The following is a 15902-nucleotide window of genomic DNA, read 5'->3' on the forward strand; positions in this document are numbered from 1 at the left end:
GTGCTGGACGCGCTGCCGCTCAACCCCAACGGCAAGGTGGACCGCAAGGCGCTGCCCGCGCCCGTCCTGGAGCGCGCGAGCCCCCGTCCCTACGAAGCCCCCCACACGCCCACGCAGCAGCTGCTCGCGGGCCTCTGGCGGCAGGTGCTGGGCGTGGAGCGCGTGGGCCTGGGCGACCACTTCTTCGAGCTGGGGGGCCACTCGCTGCTCGCGACGCAGGTGGTGTCGCGGCTGCGCGCGTCGCTGCGCGTGGAGCTGCCGCTGGAGGCCTTCTTCCACGCGCCCACGCTCCAGGCGCTCGCCGCGCGGGTGGACGCCGCGCGCGACGCGGGGGATGCGACCCCCGCCGTGCCACCGCTGCTGCCGGTGCCCCGGACGGGCCGGCTGCCGCTGTCCTTCGCGCAGCAGCGGCTGTGGCTGCTGGACCGGCTGGAGCCCGGCGGCAGCGCGTACATCATTCTCGCGGCGCTGCGCCTCACCGGGCCGCTGCACACCCGGGCGCTGGTGAGGAGCTTCCACGCGCTGCACCAGCGCCATGAGAGCCTGCGCACCGTGTTCCAGGAGGACGCACAGGGCCCGCTGCAGGTCATCCTGCCGGAGCTGCCACCGGCGCTGGGCTTCGCGGACCTGGGCGGCGTGCCGGAGGCGGAGCGGGAGCGCGAGGCGCTGGTGCTCGCGGCGGCCCAGGCGGAGGTGCCCTTCGACCTGGCCCGGGGGCCGCTGGTGCGCGGCCTGCTCGTGCGGCTGGGAGCGCGGCACCACCTGCTCGTGGTGACGCTGCATCACATCATCTCCGACGGCTGGTCCTCCGCCGTGCTCACCCGGGAGCTGTCGTCTCTCTACGAGGCCTTCAGCGCGGATCAGCCGCCCGCCTTGCCCGCGCTCCCGCTCCAGTACGTGGACTACACGCTCTGGCAGCGGGCGTGGCTGACAGAGGACGTCCTCGCGTCGCAGCTGGCGTACTGGCGCCGCCAGCTCGCGGGAGCGCCCGCCGCGCTGGAGCTGCCCACCGACCACCCGCGCCCCGCCGTGCAGACCTTCCGGGGCGGGCGCGTGCCGGTGCGGCTGGGCCTGCCGCTGTCGGAGTCGGTGAAGGCGCTGGGCCACCGCGAGGGCGTCACGCCCTTCATGGTGCTGCTCGCCGGCCTCCAGGCGCTCCTGTCGCGGCTGAGCGGCCAGGAGGAGGTGGTGGTGGGCTCACCCATCGCGGGCCGTCCGGCGCAGGAGCTGGAGGACATGCTCGGGTGCTTCGTGAACACGCTGGCCCTGCGCACGCGCGTCGACGCGGGGGAGGGCTTCCGCGCGCTGCTCGCCCGCGTGCGCGAGGTGACGCTGGGGGCCTACGCGCATCAGGACGCCCCGTTCGACCGCGTGGTGGAGGCGGTGCGTCCGGCGCGCGAGCCGGGCCGCTCCCCGCTGTTCCAGGTGCTCTTCGTGCTGGAGAACGCGCCGGTGTCCCAGCCCATGGGCCCCGGACTGTCCCTGAGCTTCGTGGACGTGGAGCGCCAGTCCGCCAAGTTCGACCTGACGCTGGCCCTGTGGGAGGAGCCGGAGACCGGTCTCACCGGCGTGCTGGAGTACAACCGCGACCTCTTCGACCCGGGCACCGCCACGCGCTGGGCCGGCCAGCTGCGCGCCCTGCTGGAGCAGGCGGTCCTCACGCCGGACGCGCCGCTGTCCCGCCTGAGGGCGGGCCCCGCCGCCGCGGAGCTGCTGGTGCCTCTGCAACCCCAGGGGACGCGCCCGCCCTTCTTCTGCGTGCACGCCATTGGCGGCACGGTGTGGGGCTACGCGGAGCTGGCGAGGCAGCTGGGCGAGGACCAGCCCTTCCACGGCCTCCAGGCGCCGGGCCTGGAGAGCGGACAGCCGACGGTGGACTCACTGGAGGACCTGGCCGCGCTCTACGTGGAGGCGATGCGCACGGTGCGGCCCCACGGCCCCTACCGCCTGGGCGGCTGGTCCATGGGTGCCCTCATCGCCTTCGAGATGGCGCGCCAGCTGCTGAGCCAGGGCGAGCAGGTGGAGCGGCTGGTCTTCATCGAGCCCAGCCCCACGTCCTACGCGCGGGGCCTGCGCGTGGACGACCCCACGACGCAGGGCCAGCTCTTCACCGTGAACCTGGCGCACACCACAGGCCTGCCACAGACGCTGCCCCCGGACGTGCCGCCAGGCGACTCCCACCGCCTGCTGCGCTACCTGCTGGAGGCCGGACAGCGCTCGGGCGTGTTCGGCGCGGAGGTGGGGCTCGCGTGGCTTCAGCGGCGCCAGCGCGTCTTCAACGCCTGCCTCGCCGCGCTCTCCGGCCACGTCCTCGAGCCGCTCGGGGTGCCGGTGTGGCTGCTGCGAGGCACCGAGGCCAACGTGGACGAGGGCGGCGACCGCACCCGGGGCTGGGCCGCGCTCACCCCGGACCTACGGGTGGTGGACGTGCCGGGCACCCACTACTCCGTGCTCCAGTCGCCGCAGGTAGAGGTCCTGGGCCGGGCCCTGGCCCGCGTGCTGGAGTCGCCCCCGGAGGAGTCCTCCAGCCCCGCGGAGGCTGGACCGGCCATGACCCCTCACTGAAAGGCTTCGGCGTTCTGATGGAGCCAACGGTCGAAGGGGAGGGGCTTGCGGCCGAGGATCCGCTCAACGCCGTCAGAGACAGTCGTCAGTCTGCCGTCTCGGATGGCACGCCAGATGTCCACAAGCGCGTCCGCATACTGCCGGCCACCCCCGTATGCGAGTGCAGCCTCGTGGGCTTCTTCGTCTGAGAGTTCCTCGTAGCGGACCTCCTTCCCGATGACCGCGCCAATCCTGGCCGCCATTTCTGCGTAGCTCAGCGCCTCGGGTCCGGTGACCACCAGTGACTCTCCGATGTGCTCGCCCGTCGTGAGTGCGTGGGTGATGACGTCGGCGAGGTCGTCGGGATGAATGAATGCGATCCTTCCTTGCCCGGTCGAGGAACGGAGGACCCCCTCCGTGGCAATCGACTCAGCCCAACCGAGCACGTTCGACATGAAGGCGGCTGACTGGATGAACGTGTACGGCAGACCGCTCTGCCGGACCGCGTCCTCGCCGCGCGCGTGCCATGGACCGGTCCCCACCCCGGTCCGGACGTCCAGCGTCGAGAGCTTCACCATGTGCTTGACCCCCGCATCCGCAGCGGCCTGAACGACGACCCGGTCCCGACCGGCGAGCCGTGGCCCGCTGTTGAGGAGAAACACGCCGTCGCTGCCGGCGAGTGCCTTCCGTAGAGCGGGGCCTGGCCTGGCCAGGTCGCCGACGTGCATGTCAACCGCGTCGCCGAACAGCGCCCGTGCTCGGGCTGCATCCCGGACAAAGACGCGGGGACGATGCCCGTCTTTGATGAGGCGATGGGTGACGAGAGAGCCGATATTGCCTGTCGCGCCAGTCACCAGGAATGTCATTGAACGCGGCTCCAGGTTCGCATGAGTTCAAGGACGACCTTTCGCTGACCGGCAAGCGAAAGGTGCAGGCCATCCTCCGTGAAGAGCTCCGGCGGTGGAGATGCGCCGAAGGCCGCGAAGAGGTCGACCGTGGGCTCCTCGAGGGCACGGATGGCCTCCGCGACACGGCGGACGTCCTCGTTGCGGAAGTGGACTCCGAAGCGGGACAGGCCCCAGTGCTTCGACACGCGATCCTCGAGGACCGGGGGAGGCGTCATCCACAGGCGACGTGCCTGCGTCCCCTGTGCGGCACGGGAGCGAAGCTCTTCAAGGTTGCGCGCGGTCTCACGGGCGTCAACGAGCGTCTTGCCCGCGTTCGGGCCTTGAGTCCGCGCGTCATTCACGCCGATGAAGAAGATGATCCAATCCGGCTCCTGGATGAGGGCGTTCCCCATCCGCACCAACCCATGCGTGGTCGTCTCACCGCCTACAGCGTTGATGGCCACCGAGACCGCATCATGGGGACGCTGAGCAGCCACCAGCTCCTGGAGAATGACCGCCCAGGACTGAGGATCCGCCGTGTGACTGTCGCCGAATGTGACAATGCGTGCGCTCTTGCGCAACGGTAGCTCTTCCAGCATCCGGCTGAACTCGGGTTCCGCGAGCAGCCCCTGTGCGGCTTCTCTCGCGCTCTTCTGGCTCTGGGCGAGCTCGGCGCGATACGTCTCCGGCTCGAGTCCGAGCAAGGCGGCGCACGTCTCGGCGGATACCTTGCCGCCGCCCGGAAGCGACGAGACGGTCCTCTCCGGTTGAAGGACCTTCACGAGCCAGCGCCTCTGTTCAGGTGACCATTCCATGTGCTCCATCTCCGGTGCTTGGGGAGGCGCATAGAGGTACCGGACAGGGGCCGCACGGTCAGCTCGCGTTGCCCCGCGGCCAACCCCTTGAAATGACTCCGTCCTTACGCAGCGGCGAGTGACTTGCTCAGATTCCACGCCCAAACGCGCAGGGGTCGTGCTAGACACTGAGCCACATGGTTCAGTATGCAAATGCCGGCCTCGATGCTTCGTTCGCCGCGCTCTCCGACGCCACCCGACGCGGTGTTCTGGAGCAGCTCGGGCGCGCGGAGGCCTCGATCACGGAACTCGCCGAGAAGTTCAACATGACCCTCACGGGCATGAAGAAGCACGTCGGTGTCCTGGAGCGGGCCGGGCTCGTGAGCACGGAGAAGGTCGGGCGCGTGCGGACCTGCAAGATCGGCCCGCGCCGACTGGAGGAAGAGATGGCGTGGCTCGAGAGGCACCGCCAGCTCTGGGACGCACGCTTCGACGCGTTGGAACAGGTTGTCGAGGAATTGAAACGCAAGGAGCAGGTCGATGGACGCAAGAAGAGAGAGTGAGCCCACACCCATGAAGAACCGCACGACCGTGGAACAGAAGTCCGAGCGTGAGACCGTCGTCACGCGAACCTTCAATGCTCCGGCACGCATCGTGTTCGAGGCGTGGACAAAGCCCGAGCTGTTCAAGAAGTGGTGGGTGCCGAAGTCGATGGGAATGACCCTGGCTTCCTGCGAAATGGATGTTCGTACCGGGGGCAAGTACCGTCTGGTGTTCGGTCAGGGGATGGCGTTCTTCGGTACGTACACCGAAGTGACACCGCACTCGCGCCTCGTCTGGACCAATGAGGAGGGTGGTGACAACGGGTCCGTCACCACGGTGACCTTCGAGGAAAAAGAGGGCAAGACGCTGCTGGTCGTGAGCGAGCTCTACAACTCGAAGGAAGCGCTCGACGCTGCCGGCGGGGCGGCGGAGGCGCTGGTCGAGACGTTCGAGCAACTGGACGAGCTTCTCGTCACCCTGGGCGCAGGACGGGCATGAAGCCCTCGTTCCCGCGGGAGGAGTGAAACCCGCGCCACCGCGCCAGGAAGCCCGCGCCAGCGTCGGCGGGCTTCCAAGGGGGGCTGACGGTAGCGTGTGCCCTGGCGAGCCACCGGCTGTGCAGGGAGCTTCACACGCGTGTGCCAGGCGCTGCACGGGAGGCTGGGCGAGCGAGGTTGCGTCCGGGCGGGAGCGGGGTCTTTCCCGGCTGGCCTCAAGGATGCATTGCTCGCGTACATGGGCCGGGACCGAGCTGTTTCCCTGATGGACGACCTTCGCGCCGCCAACCCCAGCGAGCACACGCGCTGGCTGGCCGAGCCCGATGAGCCGGCCTTCCGCGAGCTGCTTCACGCGCGCTACGCGGAGACGTATTCCTACCCGTTCCTCTACGAGCCCGGCGGCGCCGTGCGGCTCTGGAGGGACGGGGCGCTGCTGAGCCTCGGCGAGTTCGACGCGCGCGGAGCGCTGCTGTGGCACACGGGCCTGTGGAGCACGCCGGGGCGGGACTCGCTGGACTCGGGGCTCTCCGTGGCGCTGCCGAGCCGACGCACCCTCACGGGCCGCGCCGAGCACGAGGCGCTGTGGGGCTCGCTGCTGGAGCGGCTCGGGCGCTGGGTGGGCTTCCTGCACCAGAACACCTCCACGCTGCACGTCATGGCGCAGCGCTACGCCTCGCGCTTCATGCGGGCGATGCCCATGGGCCTCGTCGTCAACTACACGCGGGGCGAGACGGTGATTGGAGTAGGGGAGGGCCTGGGCGTGCCCATGCAGGCACTGGCGATGACGACGGTGCTCGCGCCCCCGCCGCCACGCCGGCGCTACCTGCCCGAGGGCCCGTGGGGGGAGTGGCTCGCGTCCATCCTGGCCGGGGTGGGGCTCGCGGAGTCGGTGGCCTTCACGCCGCTGGAGCGCCCGGCACCGCGGGAGGGCGCCGTGCTGCGTCCGCTCGACTGGAACGCGTCGCTGCGTCTGGAGCGGAGGGTCCTCGTGGGCTTCAGCGCGGAGGGCACCCCGGCGCTCACGTCGGAGCGGGCGCGCGTGGACCTCATCCACCTGCCCATGGGCGAGCCCCGGTGGGTGGCCGAGGGGACGCCGGTGCTCCTCGCGGCCGGCTTTCTTCCGACGGGCATCCGCCTCCACCAGCGCGAGCCGGATGAACTCGTCTTCCAATACGTGGCGGACCCGAGGGCCGCGCGCGAAGCCGTGAGCCGCGCCCGGCTGGACGGCGCGCGGGCCCGGGAGCTCTTCGCGGGATGGATGGAGCGATGCGCGCGAACTTCGTAGACACGGTGATGGCGCGGCTGGACGGCGAGGTCGCCACCATCTGGGCCACGGTGCTGCTGCGGCTGGAGGACAGGCCCGACGTGGCGCTCCTGCGCCGGGGGCTGCGCGCGCTGGTGCGGGAGAGCGAGCGCCTCAACGTGGCCTGGAACGACGCGCGCCGCGCATGGGTGCCCGCGGTGCGCGGGGACGCGGAGGTGGACGCGGCCCTGGTGGAAGGCGCGGAGCCCCTGTCCGAGCCCGACGCCGTGGCGCGAGTCATCAACACGCGGGTGGACCTCACGCGCGACGTGCCGCTGCGGCTGCACCTGCATCCCATGGTGGACGCGGCCCAGGGGCCCTGGCTGCTGGGCATCCAGTTGCACCACGCCATCGGGGACGCGAAGGCGCTGGCGCACCTGCTGGAGCGGCTGTGGTTGCTCTGCGCGGGACGCGGGTCGGAGTCGCGCCCGCTGGAGCCCTCGACGCTCACGGATGGCAAGGTGCTGCTCGCGGCGCTGCGCCAGCCTGGCCGGGTGCTGGGGCTCACGAGTCCGCGCCGGCGGCTCCTGGCGCAGCGGGGAATGGGGCTGCGCCGCAGTGGGGACACCGCCGGACCCGCGCTCCTGGCCACGGCGCGGCTCACGCTTCCTCAGGGCGACACGGACCTCCAGGCGTCGGAGGTCTTCTTCTCCGCGCTGCTCGCGGGCGTGGCGCTGCGAGAGTCCCCGGCGGACGGACGCATCCGCCTGCGCATGCCGGTGGACCTGCGGCGGATGCTGGGGCTCGGGCGGACGCTGGGCAATGGCTGCTCCGCGGTGCCGATCGAGCTCTCCCTGAAGGAGGTCCGCGCCCGGCTGGAGGCCCCGCGCGAGCTGGCCCGCTTCGTCCGCTCCGAGGTGCAGCGGGTGCTCGATGAGGGCGTGCACTGGACGACGGCGCTGGAGTGCATGGCGGTGGCCCGGCTCGCACCGGCGCGGGTGCTGCGCAAGAACGCGCGCCCCGGGCTCATCGCCGAGCCCCGGACGAACACGCTCGTCGTCACCTACCTGGGACGGATGGACGCGCACTTCACGGAGGCGCCGTTCCGCATCCGCTCCATGCGCAGCCACACGGCCACCTGGGGCGCCACGGGCCTGTCGTTCGCGGACACGCTCACCATCAACACGGCGGCCTTCGAGGGCCTCTGGACACGCGAGGAGTTGCGCGACTTCACGGAGCGCGTCGCCGGGTGGGCGTCCTCGGGCTTCGGCCTGCGGGCGGAGGTGCTCGCGCCATGATGGGGCTGCGCGAGGCGCCCGGGGTGTACCTGGGCTTCATCTCCCTGCACGTGCTCGCGGGGCACCTGGGCTCCAGCCTCGTCTACCGCCTGCGCTTCGGGCGCAGCCCGCTGGCCTATCGGAGCGCGGCGGCGGATTCCGCGCACACGCGCGTCACGCGGCGCATCAGTGGCGTCTCGCTGCTCTGGGCCGGCTCCGTGCTCGCGGCCGCGCTCTGGCCCGCGTGGTCCGTCATGCCCTGGGGACGGCCGCTGCTGCCCATTCCTCCGCTCGTGGGTTGGGTGCTCGGTGTCGTGGGGCTCATGGGCATGCTGTGGGCCCAGTATGGAATGGGCCCGGCGTTCCGCATCGGCGTGGACGCGGGGGAGGCCCGGCCCGAGCTGCACGAGGGGGGACTCCACCGCCACTCGCGCAACCCCATCTACGTGTTCTCCTACCTGTACCTCGTAGGGGCTTCGCTCTGGGCTCCGTCCGTGGTGACGCTGGGCGCCTGTGCGGCGCTCGGGGGGCTCTTCCATCAACTGGTGCTCCAGGAGGAGCGGTTCCTCGCGGACCGCCTCGGTGAGCCCTACGCGCGCTATTGCCAGCGCGTCCCTCGGTACTTCTGACCCGCCATGCCGCCAGCCCTCTCGCGTCCCGCTGATCCGCCCGGTGCCGCGCCCCCGGAGCCCGGCCCCTCCCGCGCCGAGCTGGTGGAGCTGCTCCGCATCCGTCCCCTGCGCGCGGTGGGCATGGCGGCGCTGCACCTGGGTGTCTGGGTCGCGGCGGCCGTGGCCATTGCCAGTGCGGACAGCGTCTGGGTGAAGCTGCCGCTGTGGATGCTGGCGGGTGGGGCGGTGATGGGGCTCATCCAGCTGGACCACGACGCGTGGCACGACAACCTCTTCCCGAGGCCGTGGCAGAACCGCCTCTTCGGCAACGCGCTCAGCCTGCTCGTGGGCATCGCCTACGAGCCGATGCGCCATGACCACCTCGCGCACCACCGCTGGAACCGCACGCGGAAGGACCCCGACGCCTACAACGCGGGCCGCCGCTCGCTCGGGCTGTGCGCGCTCTTCTACGCCACCGTGCTGCTTGGCATCCCGCTGAGCCTCATCTACTTCAACGTCCTCTATCCGCTGCAGCACTTCACCCGCGCGCGATTGCGCCGCCATGGCGCGGTGCTGCTCTGCTACGCGGGCTTCTACGCGGGGCTCTTCTGGCTGCTGTCGCGGCACGGGCTCGTCCCCGGCGCGGTGGAGTGCTGGCTGCTGCCGGTGCTCTTCGCCAGCCCCCTCAATGGCCTCAAGTCCATCGCGGACCACCACGCCAACACGTGGCGCGGGGACCGCTTCCACACCGCGACGACGGTGCGCGGCACGCGGCTCGTCACCTTCCTCTGGAACGGGCTCAACTACCACCTGGACCACCACCTCTATCCGCGCGTGCCCGGCTACAACCTCGCGAGGCTGCACACCCACCTGCGCCCCGGGCTGCTCGCGCGCGGCGCCCCCGTCTTCGACAGCTACCTCGACGTCATGGGGCGCGCGCTGCTCGCCGGGCCCACCGTCGTGGACGAGGACGTGCGGCTCGTCACCCTGGAACGAAAGCGCCCATGAACGCCCTGCGCCAGCTGTACGCGGACATCCGCTACGAGGACGGCCGCTGGCCGTTGTCCCGCTGGGACCTCAACCTGCGCTACATCGCCAAGAGCCTCCTCCACGTCCCCGAGCCGCGCCGCGCCGAGGACGCCGAGCACTTCGCGCGCGTCGCCCGGCACCTCGCCTCCGGGAGCTGGAAGCCCGACGCGCCCGCGGCGCTCAACCTGTGCGCCGTGGGCGATGTGATGTGGATCCGCAGCGGCTTCCGCGAGGCCCTCTCCCCGGGCGTGCGCGCGCTGATGGCGGACGCGCACGTGGCCTTCGCCAACCTGGAGACGCCCGTGGACCCGGCGCGGCCCGTGCCCCGGTTCGTCTACGAGACGCTCCACTACAACGCGCCGCCGGGCTACCTGGACGCGTGGGAGGGCACCGCGCGCCACCGCGTGTTCTCGCTGTGCAACAACCACGCGCTGGACCAGGGCGCGGAAGGGCTGGAGCGCACGCGCCAGAGCGTGCTGGCCCGCCCGGAGCACCGCTGTGTCGGAGGCCCCCGGGCGCAGGACGCGGTGGCGGGCCTGGAGGTGGCCGGGGTGCGCCTGGGCATTGCCGCGGTGACGTATGACATCAACCACCTTGCGGGGGCGCCGCCCGAGGGCATTCCGGTGACGCGCCTGGGCAGCCCGCGGCATGCGCCCGACTGGGAGCGGCTGGGCGCCCTCATCGACGCGGCACGCGCGGTGGGGCCGGACCTCGTGGTGCTCATGCCGCACTGGGGCTTCGAGTACGAGTCCTGGCCCGAGTCCCTCCAGCGCGAGCACGCCTACCGCCTCATCGAGCGCGGGGCGGACATCATTTGGGGCTCCTCGCCGCACGTGCTGCAGCCCGTGGAGCTGGTCTCCATCGACGGCGGGGACACCACGTGCCCCGCGCAGGTGCGCCGGGGAGGGCCGCCGCGAGTGGGGCTCATCGCGTACTCGCTCGGCAACTTCCTGAGCATCATGCCCACGCGGGCGTGCCAGACGGGCGCGGTGCTGAAGCTCGCGCTGGCGCGGGACGCGGGGGGCTCCCTGCGTCCCGTGGACATGCGCGCGGTGCCCACGGCGAGCGGGCGGGGCCTGGGCGGCGAGGGCTTCCTGGACGCGGGGGTGGTGGCGGTGGACGAGCTGGGCCCCGAGCGCGCGGCGCCGCACCTCGCGCATGCGAGGCGCACCCTGGGCGGACTGATTTCAACCCGGAGGGACTGAAGATGATGTCGATGCGGGAGCAGCTGGAGGCACTCACCGTGGGCATGGCGCGACAGGTCGCGGGCTGGCTGCCGGCCGTGACGCCCGAGCGGTACGTGGCCTTCCTGGACATGATGTACCACTACACGCTGCGCAGTGGAGACCGGCTGCGGCTCGCGGCCGGGCGCGCCACGCTCCCCGAGCTGAAGGCCTTCTTCGCGGAGCTCGCGGCGGACGAGCAGTCCCACTACCAGCTCGCGAAGGCGGACCTCGCGGCCTTCGGGCGCACGCCGTCGGACGCCACGCCCAGCGAGGTCTCCGTGTTCCACGCCTTCTGGGAAGGCATCCCGGCGGAGCGCCAGCTCTCGTTCCTCGGCGCGCTGTACGTGCTGGAGGGCGTGGCGCGGCACCTCGGGGGCGACACACGCCAGGGGTTGGGCCGGCTCGGCCTGGACAGGACGCGGGCGCGCTTCCTGCTCGTGCACCTGGACGTGGACGTGGAGCACGGCGCGCGGGCCCAGGCGCTCTGCGAGTCGCTTGGCGCGCACGGTCCCGAGCCCCTGCTGGACGGCGCGCGCCAGGCGGCGGACTTCTGGGTGGCCATCCACCGCCGGGCGCTCGCGGAGGCATAGGTCGGGCCCCCGCGGGCCCGCCAGGGGCGAGTCCCTCGCCGAGTCTGGGAAGCCCGTCGCCTATCAGTACCCTGACCTCGGCATCACGCATCAGGAGTTCTTGGAGTCGCTGCACGCGCCGGGTGAGGACGACACCTTTGCGCCGGAGTTCATGGTGCAGGAGGGCACATGCGGCCACGCGGCCAGAGAAAAAGCCCAGCAACCCGGTGAGATTGCTGGGCTTCTGATGGTGGAGGCGGCGGGAATCGAACACGCCGCTCGGAACTTCTGGCGAGAGTGCTCCAACCCCGGTCGCGCCATTTCCGCAAGGCCCCCCCAGCACGGCACTCCCTGGGTGGGCTTGGCGGAACTCCCTGAGAGCCCACCGGTAGTGTGTGCCCTGACGAGGTGTGGCTGGTGAGGGGGTAGGTGGGGAGCACGGGGGTGTACGAGCGCAGGCGGCCGAAGGGGACGGTGCTGTCCCCGCGCAAGGGCTCAAGGACGCGCAGCAGGCATACCAGACGAATTTTCTGAAGCAGCGACTGCGCTGACTGGAACTGGATGTCCTGCTCCCTCTCAGCAAGCAGCCTCGGTACTCCTTCCTAGAAGGCTTCTCCCTGCACGACAACACGCCCCTTTCTCTTCGCTGATCGTCCGAACGCATTGAGGGCCTACATCCCCCAGCTCCCCTGGAGCTCCGGCTCGGCCCGCACCGCCACGGTGGCCCTCACCGAAGTTCTGATCTTTCAAAACGCTCGAGCTTGAATCAAGCCCGGCCCAACACGTGCCCGCCGGAGTCTTCCGTGCCGTGTTCGGGATGGGCGTAGGGTATTGGTTGCTGAGAGAACTACCCATATGCTGGTGGGACCTTATGCCTCGGCTCCAGGCGCTCTCCGTCTGCACACTTCTATTGGCGTGCGCAACAACTCCTGCCTCAAGGCCTTCCTTGGGATCGCCGGTAGCTGAATCGGGACCATCCTCCCAGTGGCGGAGCACGGCTTCCCAGAATCTCTTCCGGCGCGAGGCTGCAACTCCAGAGAGGAGTTTGACATCAGACTCGGCTCCCTCAACTCCAAGCGAGGAATATGAGCCGAATATTAAAGACCCCTGGAAGTCACTCGCGTGCACGCATGCATGCGAGGCCGGTGGTGAGGCCATGGAGTCGTTCTGTAGGGCGCTTCCTGACAGGACTGCAAGGCAGAATGCGATCAGGCGAGCATGCTGGGCGACTAGCAGGGCCTCCAAAAAGGCGTGCATCGTGTTTTGCAATGCGTATTTCGGTCCTCCCGCTAAATCTGACCGCTGAGGTGACATGTGCCCGAAGATGATTGGCGCCCGAAGTTGAGCGGGATCGAAGCCCCCATCGCGGATGACTACTGGAGATACACTACTCCCGAGGGTAAACGGCGCACTTCAAGACTCACGGTAGGGCAGCCCGTCCATTTCCCGCAGGAGCGCTGCTGGTATACGCCAGTGATGATCGAGGGGCATTTGACCAAGGTGACGCCTATCTTCGGTCAAGGTCCTGTGGACGCGCTCATGAATGCGATGATGTTCATCAAGCAGTTCAACGATGAGATGCGTGAAGTCGTTTCTGGGGCAAAGCCGCGCAAGGATGTGAAAAAAGCAACCAGACAGAAGATACGACGTAGGAAGGTGCCCTCGGACAGGACACGGCAAAAAACCTCACGCCCTTCTCCTCGTGCGAGCCGGTGAAGACCATAGGCACCGAGCCAGTTCTTGCCGGTGGCTTGAAGGTCAAGCCTCGCTGTAGCCGCTCCGCTCTGCCCACTCGTCCACGCGGCTTGTCATCGAGGCCAGCGCCCGGGCTAGGACGCCGGTGGAGATTGACGGCTTCACGGGACGGTGGCGGTACACGAAGTCAGGATTGAAGTGGTTCCACTGGCTGGGCTGATAGGTCTTCGACTTCAGGTCGGATCCGAGAATTGCCGCAACATCGGTGTGATTGAAGAAGCCGAGGTACGACGACTCGACCACGGTTGCGCGTGCGGCTTCTTTACCCGGGACTGTGTGTTCTCCTGACTCAACGGTGACGACGAACCTGAGCTGATTTTGCTGAAACTGCCATCCGACCTTCCGGTCGCTGGCGAGGCGACGGAAATAGGTGATGAGGCCGCCCTTGTCTCCGCCTACCTCGAAGGACTTCGTCTCATTGAAGTGAGACTGAATCACCTGTGCGAGCCCGCTAAAGCGCATCCGCACGATCGCCCCGTCGAGGCTTCCTCCAGGAAGACTCTCTACGACTTCCTCCACGGAGAAGGGTTCATCGAGAGCTTGAGCTGGGTCGACGGCCTCGGCTAAGGAAACAAGCCGGTGCACGAGAGCGCGGTAGCGAACGAACAGATCTGCGGTCCGGCCCAGTCGCGACTCGTTGATCCTGTCCAGCGCACTCGCGAGGTCGCGGTAGTTCACGTGTTTCCAGGGTCGCGGGAGTGGGAACGACGGGTGCATCAGGCTCAGAAGCACGTACCGCGTGTTGTCTGCGCCGGACGACGAGTGGCCACTTGACCACGGCAGGTCGTAGTCGTTGTATTTGGTCAGCTGCGCGGGATAGGGGATCGAGTAGAGCTTGTTCTCTACGACCACCTTCGGGTTGCTGCCGACAGGATTGATCACGATGTCCAGGTTCTTGCGCTCTCGCCACACTTCGATGTGAGCCAAGGGGCCGTACGAGGTCGCGCCGAGGACGTCGATGATCGGTGTCGCAGCTTCTGAGAAGGACCGCAGCAGCCAGGCAATCGTGTTCGAGTGAAAGAGTTCTTGACCCGCTCGGGACTGAGCCCACAACAGGTCACCCTCAAACGCGCTCATCAACGGTAGGACACGCTCACGGAGCCCGGGCTCTGTCGTCTCGCGTTCTGCGATGGAAGTGGTGGGCGTCGGCGCAGATAGCGGAGCGATGGTCGCTGGCTTCGTGAGAAGAGCCGTTAACGGCAGGTACCTTACCGGGTTGGCCGATCCGGGGGGGAACAGGTGGCTGACGTCGAGTTCGAGGAACCTGTCTCGGTCGGAAGCCACGATCCCTTCGAAGCCGATCCGGTTCTCCAGGCCGGGTACGGGCGACGGCATCCACTCGTTGGGCTCGTAGACCTCGCGGACTATGCCCCCTGCCACCGCCAGCACTCGGGTCACCTGCTCGGCCTTCGAGGGTGCCAGCACCCACCACGCACGCGAGACGTCGTAAAGCTCCTTCGGCGAGATGCCGTCGTGCCATGACTGGTTCAGCCGGAGCAACAGGGCCAGCTCGCTGTCAGCCTCCGCGGCGGCCCTCCGCGTCTCAAGCACGTTGACCGGCAGATACCGGACTGGGTTGGCTGTTCCCGGCTTGAACAGGTGCTGGACGCTCACTCCGACCCAGCGGTCGCGATCAGAAGCGACATGGCCAACAAACCCGATCCGCCCTTCAGCCTCGTCGGCTGGAGCGTCCAACCACTGCTGAGGCTCGTAGACCTCGACGACAGTCCCGTTGACGATGGCGAGGACTCGCTCCGCGCGCTCGGCCTGAGCCAGGCTCATCTTCCACCACTTCCGAACACGTTCGTAGAGTGCGGCGCGGTCTGACGATTCAGGCGGGTGGATGCGGATGAGCAGGACGATTGCGTCCCCTGAGACGGGTTGGGTCATGAGATCCTCCGATGCTTGGTTGCGCCCATGGATCGTTGCATGACTGCTTCTTTGGTCTGGGCAGAACGCTGATGCTGTGTCGCTCCGGCACCCGTCGTGCGTAGTGAGGCTTGGTCTCCTGCGGCCTTGAGCTTGTCCGAGCGGCTCGCGCTCGCGCTCGCGATCAGCCTGCTAGGACAGCCTGGGCCGGGGGGGCCAAAAGGGGACTGCCCCGCCGCTGCACCGGCCTGGCGCACTGCCCAGCAGCCACCCCTCAGCGGCCCTCCTCCACGCCTCTGCTCCAGCCCTCACCCTCAACCAGCCTCCAGCCAGCACGGAGCAGGCTCAGGCCAAGCGCGGTTCGTGATTTGGTCCTTTTTTGGTTCCCAAAGACCAAATTTGGTCCCACATGCGGGCGCCATCACCTTTTTCAATATGCGCAGGATTAGAAGCGGCGGGTTATTCTGCATGGAGGCGGAGGGAATCGAACCCGCGGCCTACTCGAACACGCCGATGCCCGGGTCGTTGCCACCGGTCTTCGAGGGCTTCGTGGGCCGGGGCGGCGGGGCGGTGCGCACCGGGTCCAGGCGCACGTTCACGCGCTGCTCCGAGGTGTCCGCGAGCCGGCTGTAGTCCAGGGTCTTCTCCTGGTCCTGGTGCCCCGCGAGCTTGAAGCGCAGCACGGAGGCCTTCTCACGCGGAAGCATCAGCTTCGTGGGCGTGGTGCCAATCTGCGCCTCGCCGTCGAAGATGGCCGCGCCGGACGGCGTGGAGGTGAACTCCACCGTCACGTCCTGCGGACGGGCCGCCGGAGGAGGCGTCGCCGGCTCCTGCACCCGCGTGGGCGGCGCTTCCACGGGCGTCTTCGGAGGCGTCATCGCCACGGGGGCAGAAGGCGTCTCACTGCCACCTCCGCGCGTCATCACCACCGCCACGCCCGCGCCAATCAGCAACAGCGGCACGCCGATGATCGCGACCTTTACGGCCCCGGACATGCCCTTGGGCGGCGGCGGAAGCTCCGGCTCCACCTGGCGGGGGGCAGGGGGACGGGCCCGGTT

At 69.2% G+C, this 15902-nt stretch carries 13 protein-coding genes and 1 pseudogene; 10 read left to right on the top strand and 4 right to left on the bottom strand.

Features of this window, described 5'->3' with window-relative positions; all coding sequences use genetic code 11:
• Positions 1 to 2565: alpha/beta fold hydrolase (locus D7W79_RS25010; protein ID WP_244221952.1), on the top strand; the 2565-nt coding region annotated here is incomplete at its 5' end.
• Here D7W79_RS25010 and D7W79_RS25015 read toward each other — a convergent pair.
• Positions 2559 to 3410 carry an SDR family oxidoreductase gene (locus D7W79_RS25015; protein WP_120527910.1) on the bottom strand — a complete coding sequence of 284 codons (852 nt, stop codon included), beginning with the start codon at positions 3408 to 3410 and terminating at the stop codon, positions 2559 to 2561. The two genes, D7W79_RS25010 and D7W79_RS25015, sit on opposite strands and share 7 nt — an antisense overlap.
• Positions 3407 to 4246: an SGNH/GDSL hydrolase family protein gene (locus D7W79_RS25020; protein WP_120527911.1), complete on the bottom strand. Its 840-nt coding sequence runs from the start codon at positions 4244 to 4246 to the stop codon at positions 3407 to 3409. Before D7W79_RS25020 ends, D7W79_RS25015 begins: the two co-directional genes overlap by 4 nt.
• 176 nt (positions 4247 to 4422) lie before the next feature.
• Here D7W79_RS25020 and D7W79_RS25025 point away from each other — a divergent pair, with 176 nt between their 5' ends.
• The 9 genes from D7W79_RS25025 (at position 4423) to D7W79_RS43295 (ending at position 12936) form a co-directional block, all read left to right on the top strand.
• Positions 4423 to 4788, top strand: coding sequence for an ArsR/SmtB family transcription factor (locus tag D7W79_RS25025; RefSeq protein ID WP_120527912.1), 366 nt, complete (start codon positions 4423 to 4425; stop codon positions 4786 to 4788).
• Positions 4789 to 4798: 10 nt separating this feature from the next.
• Positions 4799 to 5266 (top strand): SRPBCC family protein, encoded by a 468-nt coding sequence (locus D7W79_RS25030; RefSeq protein WP_120527913.1) that lies wholly within the window; start codon positions 4799 to 4801, stop codon positions 5264 to 5266.
• A 264-nt stretch (positions 5267 to 5530) separates the two neighbouring features.
• Entirely contained in the window at positions 5531 to 6550 is a 1020-nt protein-coding gene (locus D7W79_RS25035) for a hypothetical protein (RefSeq protein WP_120527914.1), read from the top strand.
• A complete protein-coding gene (locus tag D7W79_RS25040; protein WP_120527915.1) occupies positions 6532 to 7806 on the top strand; it encodes a condensation domain-containing protein in 1275 nt (424 codons plus the stop codon). Before D7W79_RS25035 ends, D7W79_RS25040 begins: the two co-directional genes overlap by 19 nt.
• Positions 7803 to 8414 carry a methyltransferase family protein gene (locus D7W79_RS25045; RefSeq protein WP_120527916.1) on the top strand — a complete coding sequence of 204 codons (612 nt, stop codon included), beginning with the start codon at positions 7803 to 7805 and terminating at the stop codon, positions 8412 to 8414. The genes D7W79_RS25040 and D7W79_RS25045 overlap by 4 nt, the downstream gene beginning before the upstream one ends.
• Before the next feature lie 6 nt (positions 8415 to 8420).
• Positions 8421 to 9404 (top strand): fatty acid desaturase family protein, encoded by a 984-nt coding sequence (locus tag D7W79_RS25050; RefSeq protein ID WP_147442041.1) that lies wholly within the window; start codon positions 8421 to 8423, stop codon positions 9402 to 9404.
• Complete coding sequence (locus tag D7W79_RS25055; protein ID WP_120527918.1) at positions 9401 to 10630, top strand: CapA family protein; 1230 nt, start codon at positions 9401 to 9403, stop codon at positions 10628 to 10630. The genes D7W79_RS25050 and D7W79_RS25055 overlap by 4 nt, the downstream gene beginning before the upstream one ends.
• Before the next feature lie 2 nt (positions 10631 to 10632).
• Positions 10633 to 11241, top strand: coding sequence for an iron-containing redox enzyme family protein (locus D7W79_RS25060; protein ID WP_120527919.1), 609 nt, complete (start codon positions 10633 to 10635; stop codon positions 11239 to 11241).
• 1293 nt (positions 11242 to 12534) lie between these two features.
• A complete protein-coding gene (locus D7W79_RS43295; protein ID WP_147442042.1) occupies positions 12535 to 12936 on the top strand; it encodes a hypothetical protein in 402 nt (133 codons plus the stop codon).
• Positions 12937 to 12978: 42 nt separating this feature from the next.
• Here D7W79_RS43295 and D7W79_RS25065 read toward each other — a convergent pair whose 3' ends face one another.
• Both D7W79_RS25065 and D7W79_RS25070 read right to left on the bottom strand, forming a co-directional pair.
• On the bottom strand, positions 12979 to 14865 hold the full coding sequence (locus tag D7W79_RS25065) for a hypothetical protein (protein ID WP_120527920.1): 1887 nt from the start codon (positions 14863 to 14865) through the stop codon (positions 12979 to 12981).
• Between the two features lie 476 nt (positions 14866 to 15341).
• Positions 15342 to 15902 (bottom strand): annotated as a pseudogene (locus D7W79_RS25070) (protein kinase); the annotation flags it as partial.

Source organism: Corallococcus exercitus (assembly GCF_003611585.1).
Classification (GTDB): Bacteria; Myxococcota; Myxococcia; order Myxococcales; family Myxococcaceae; genus Corallococcus; species Corallococcus exercitus.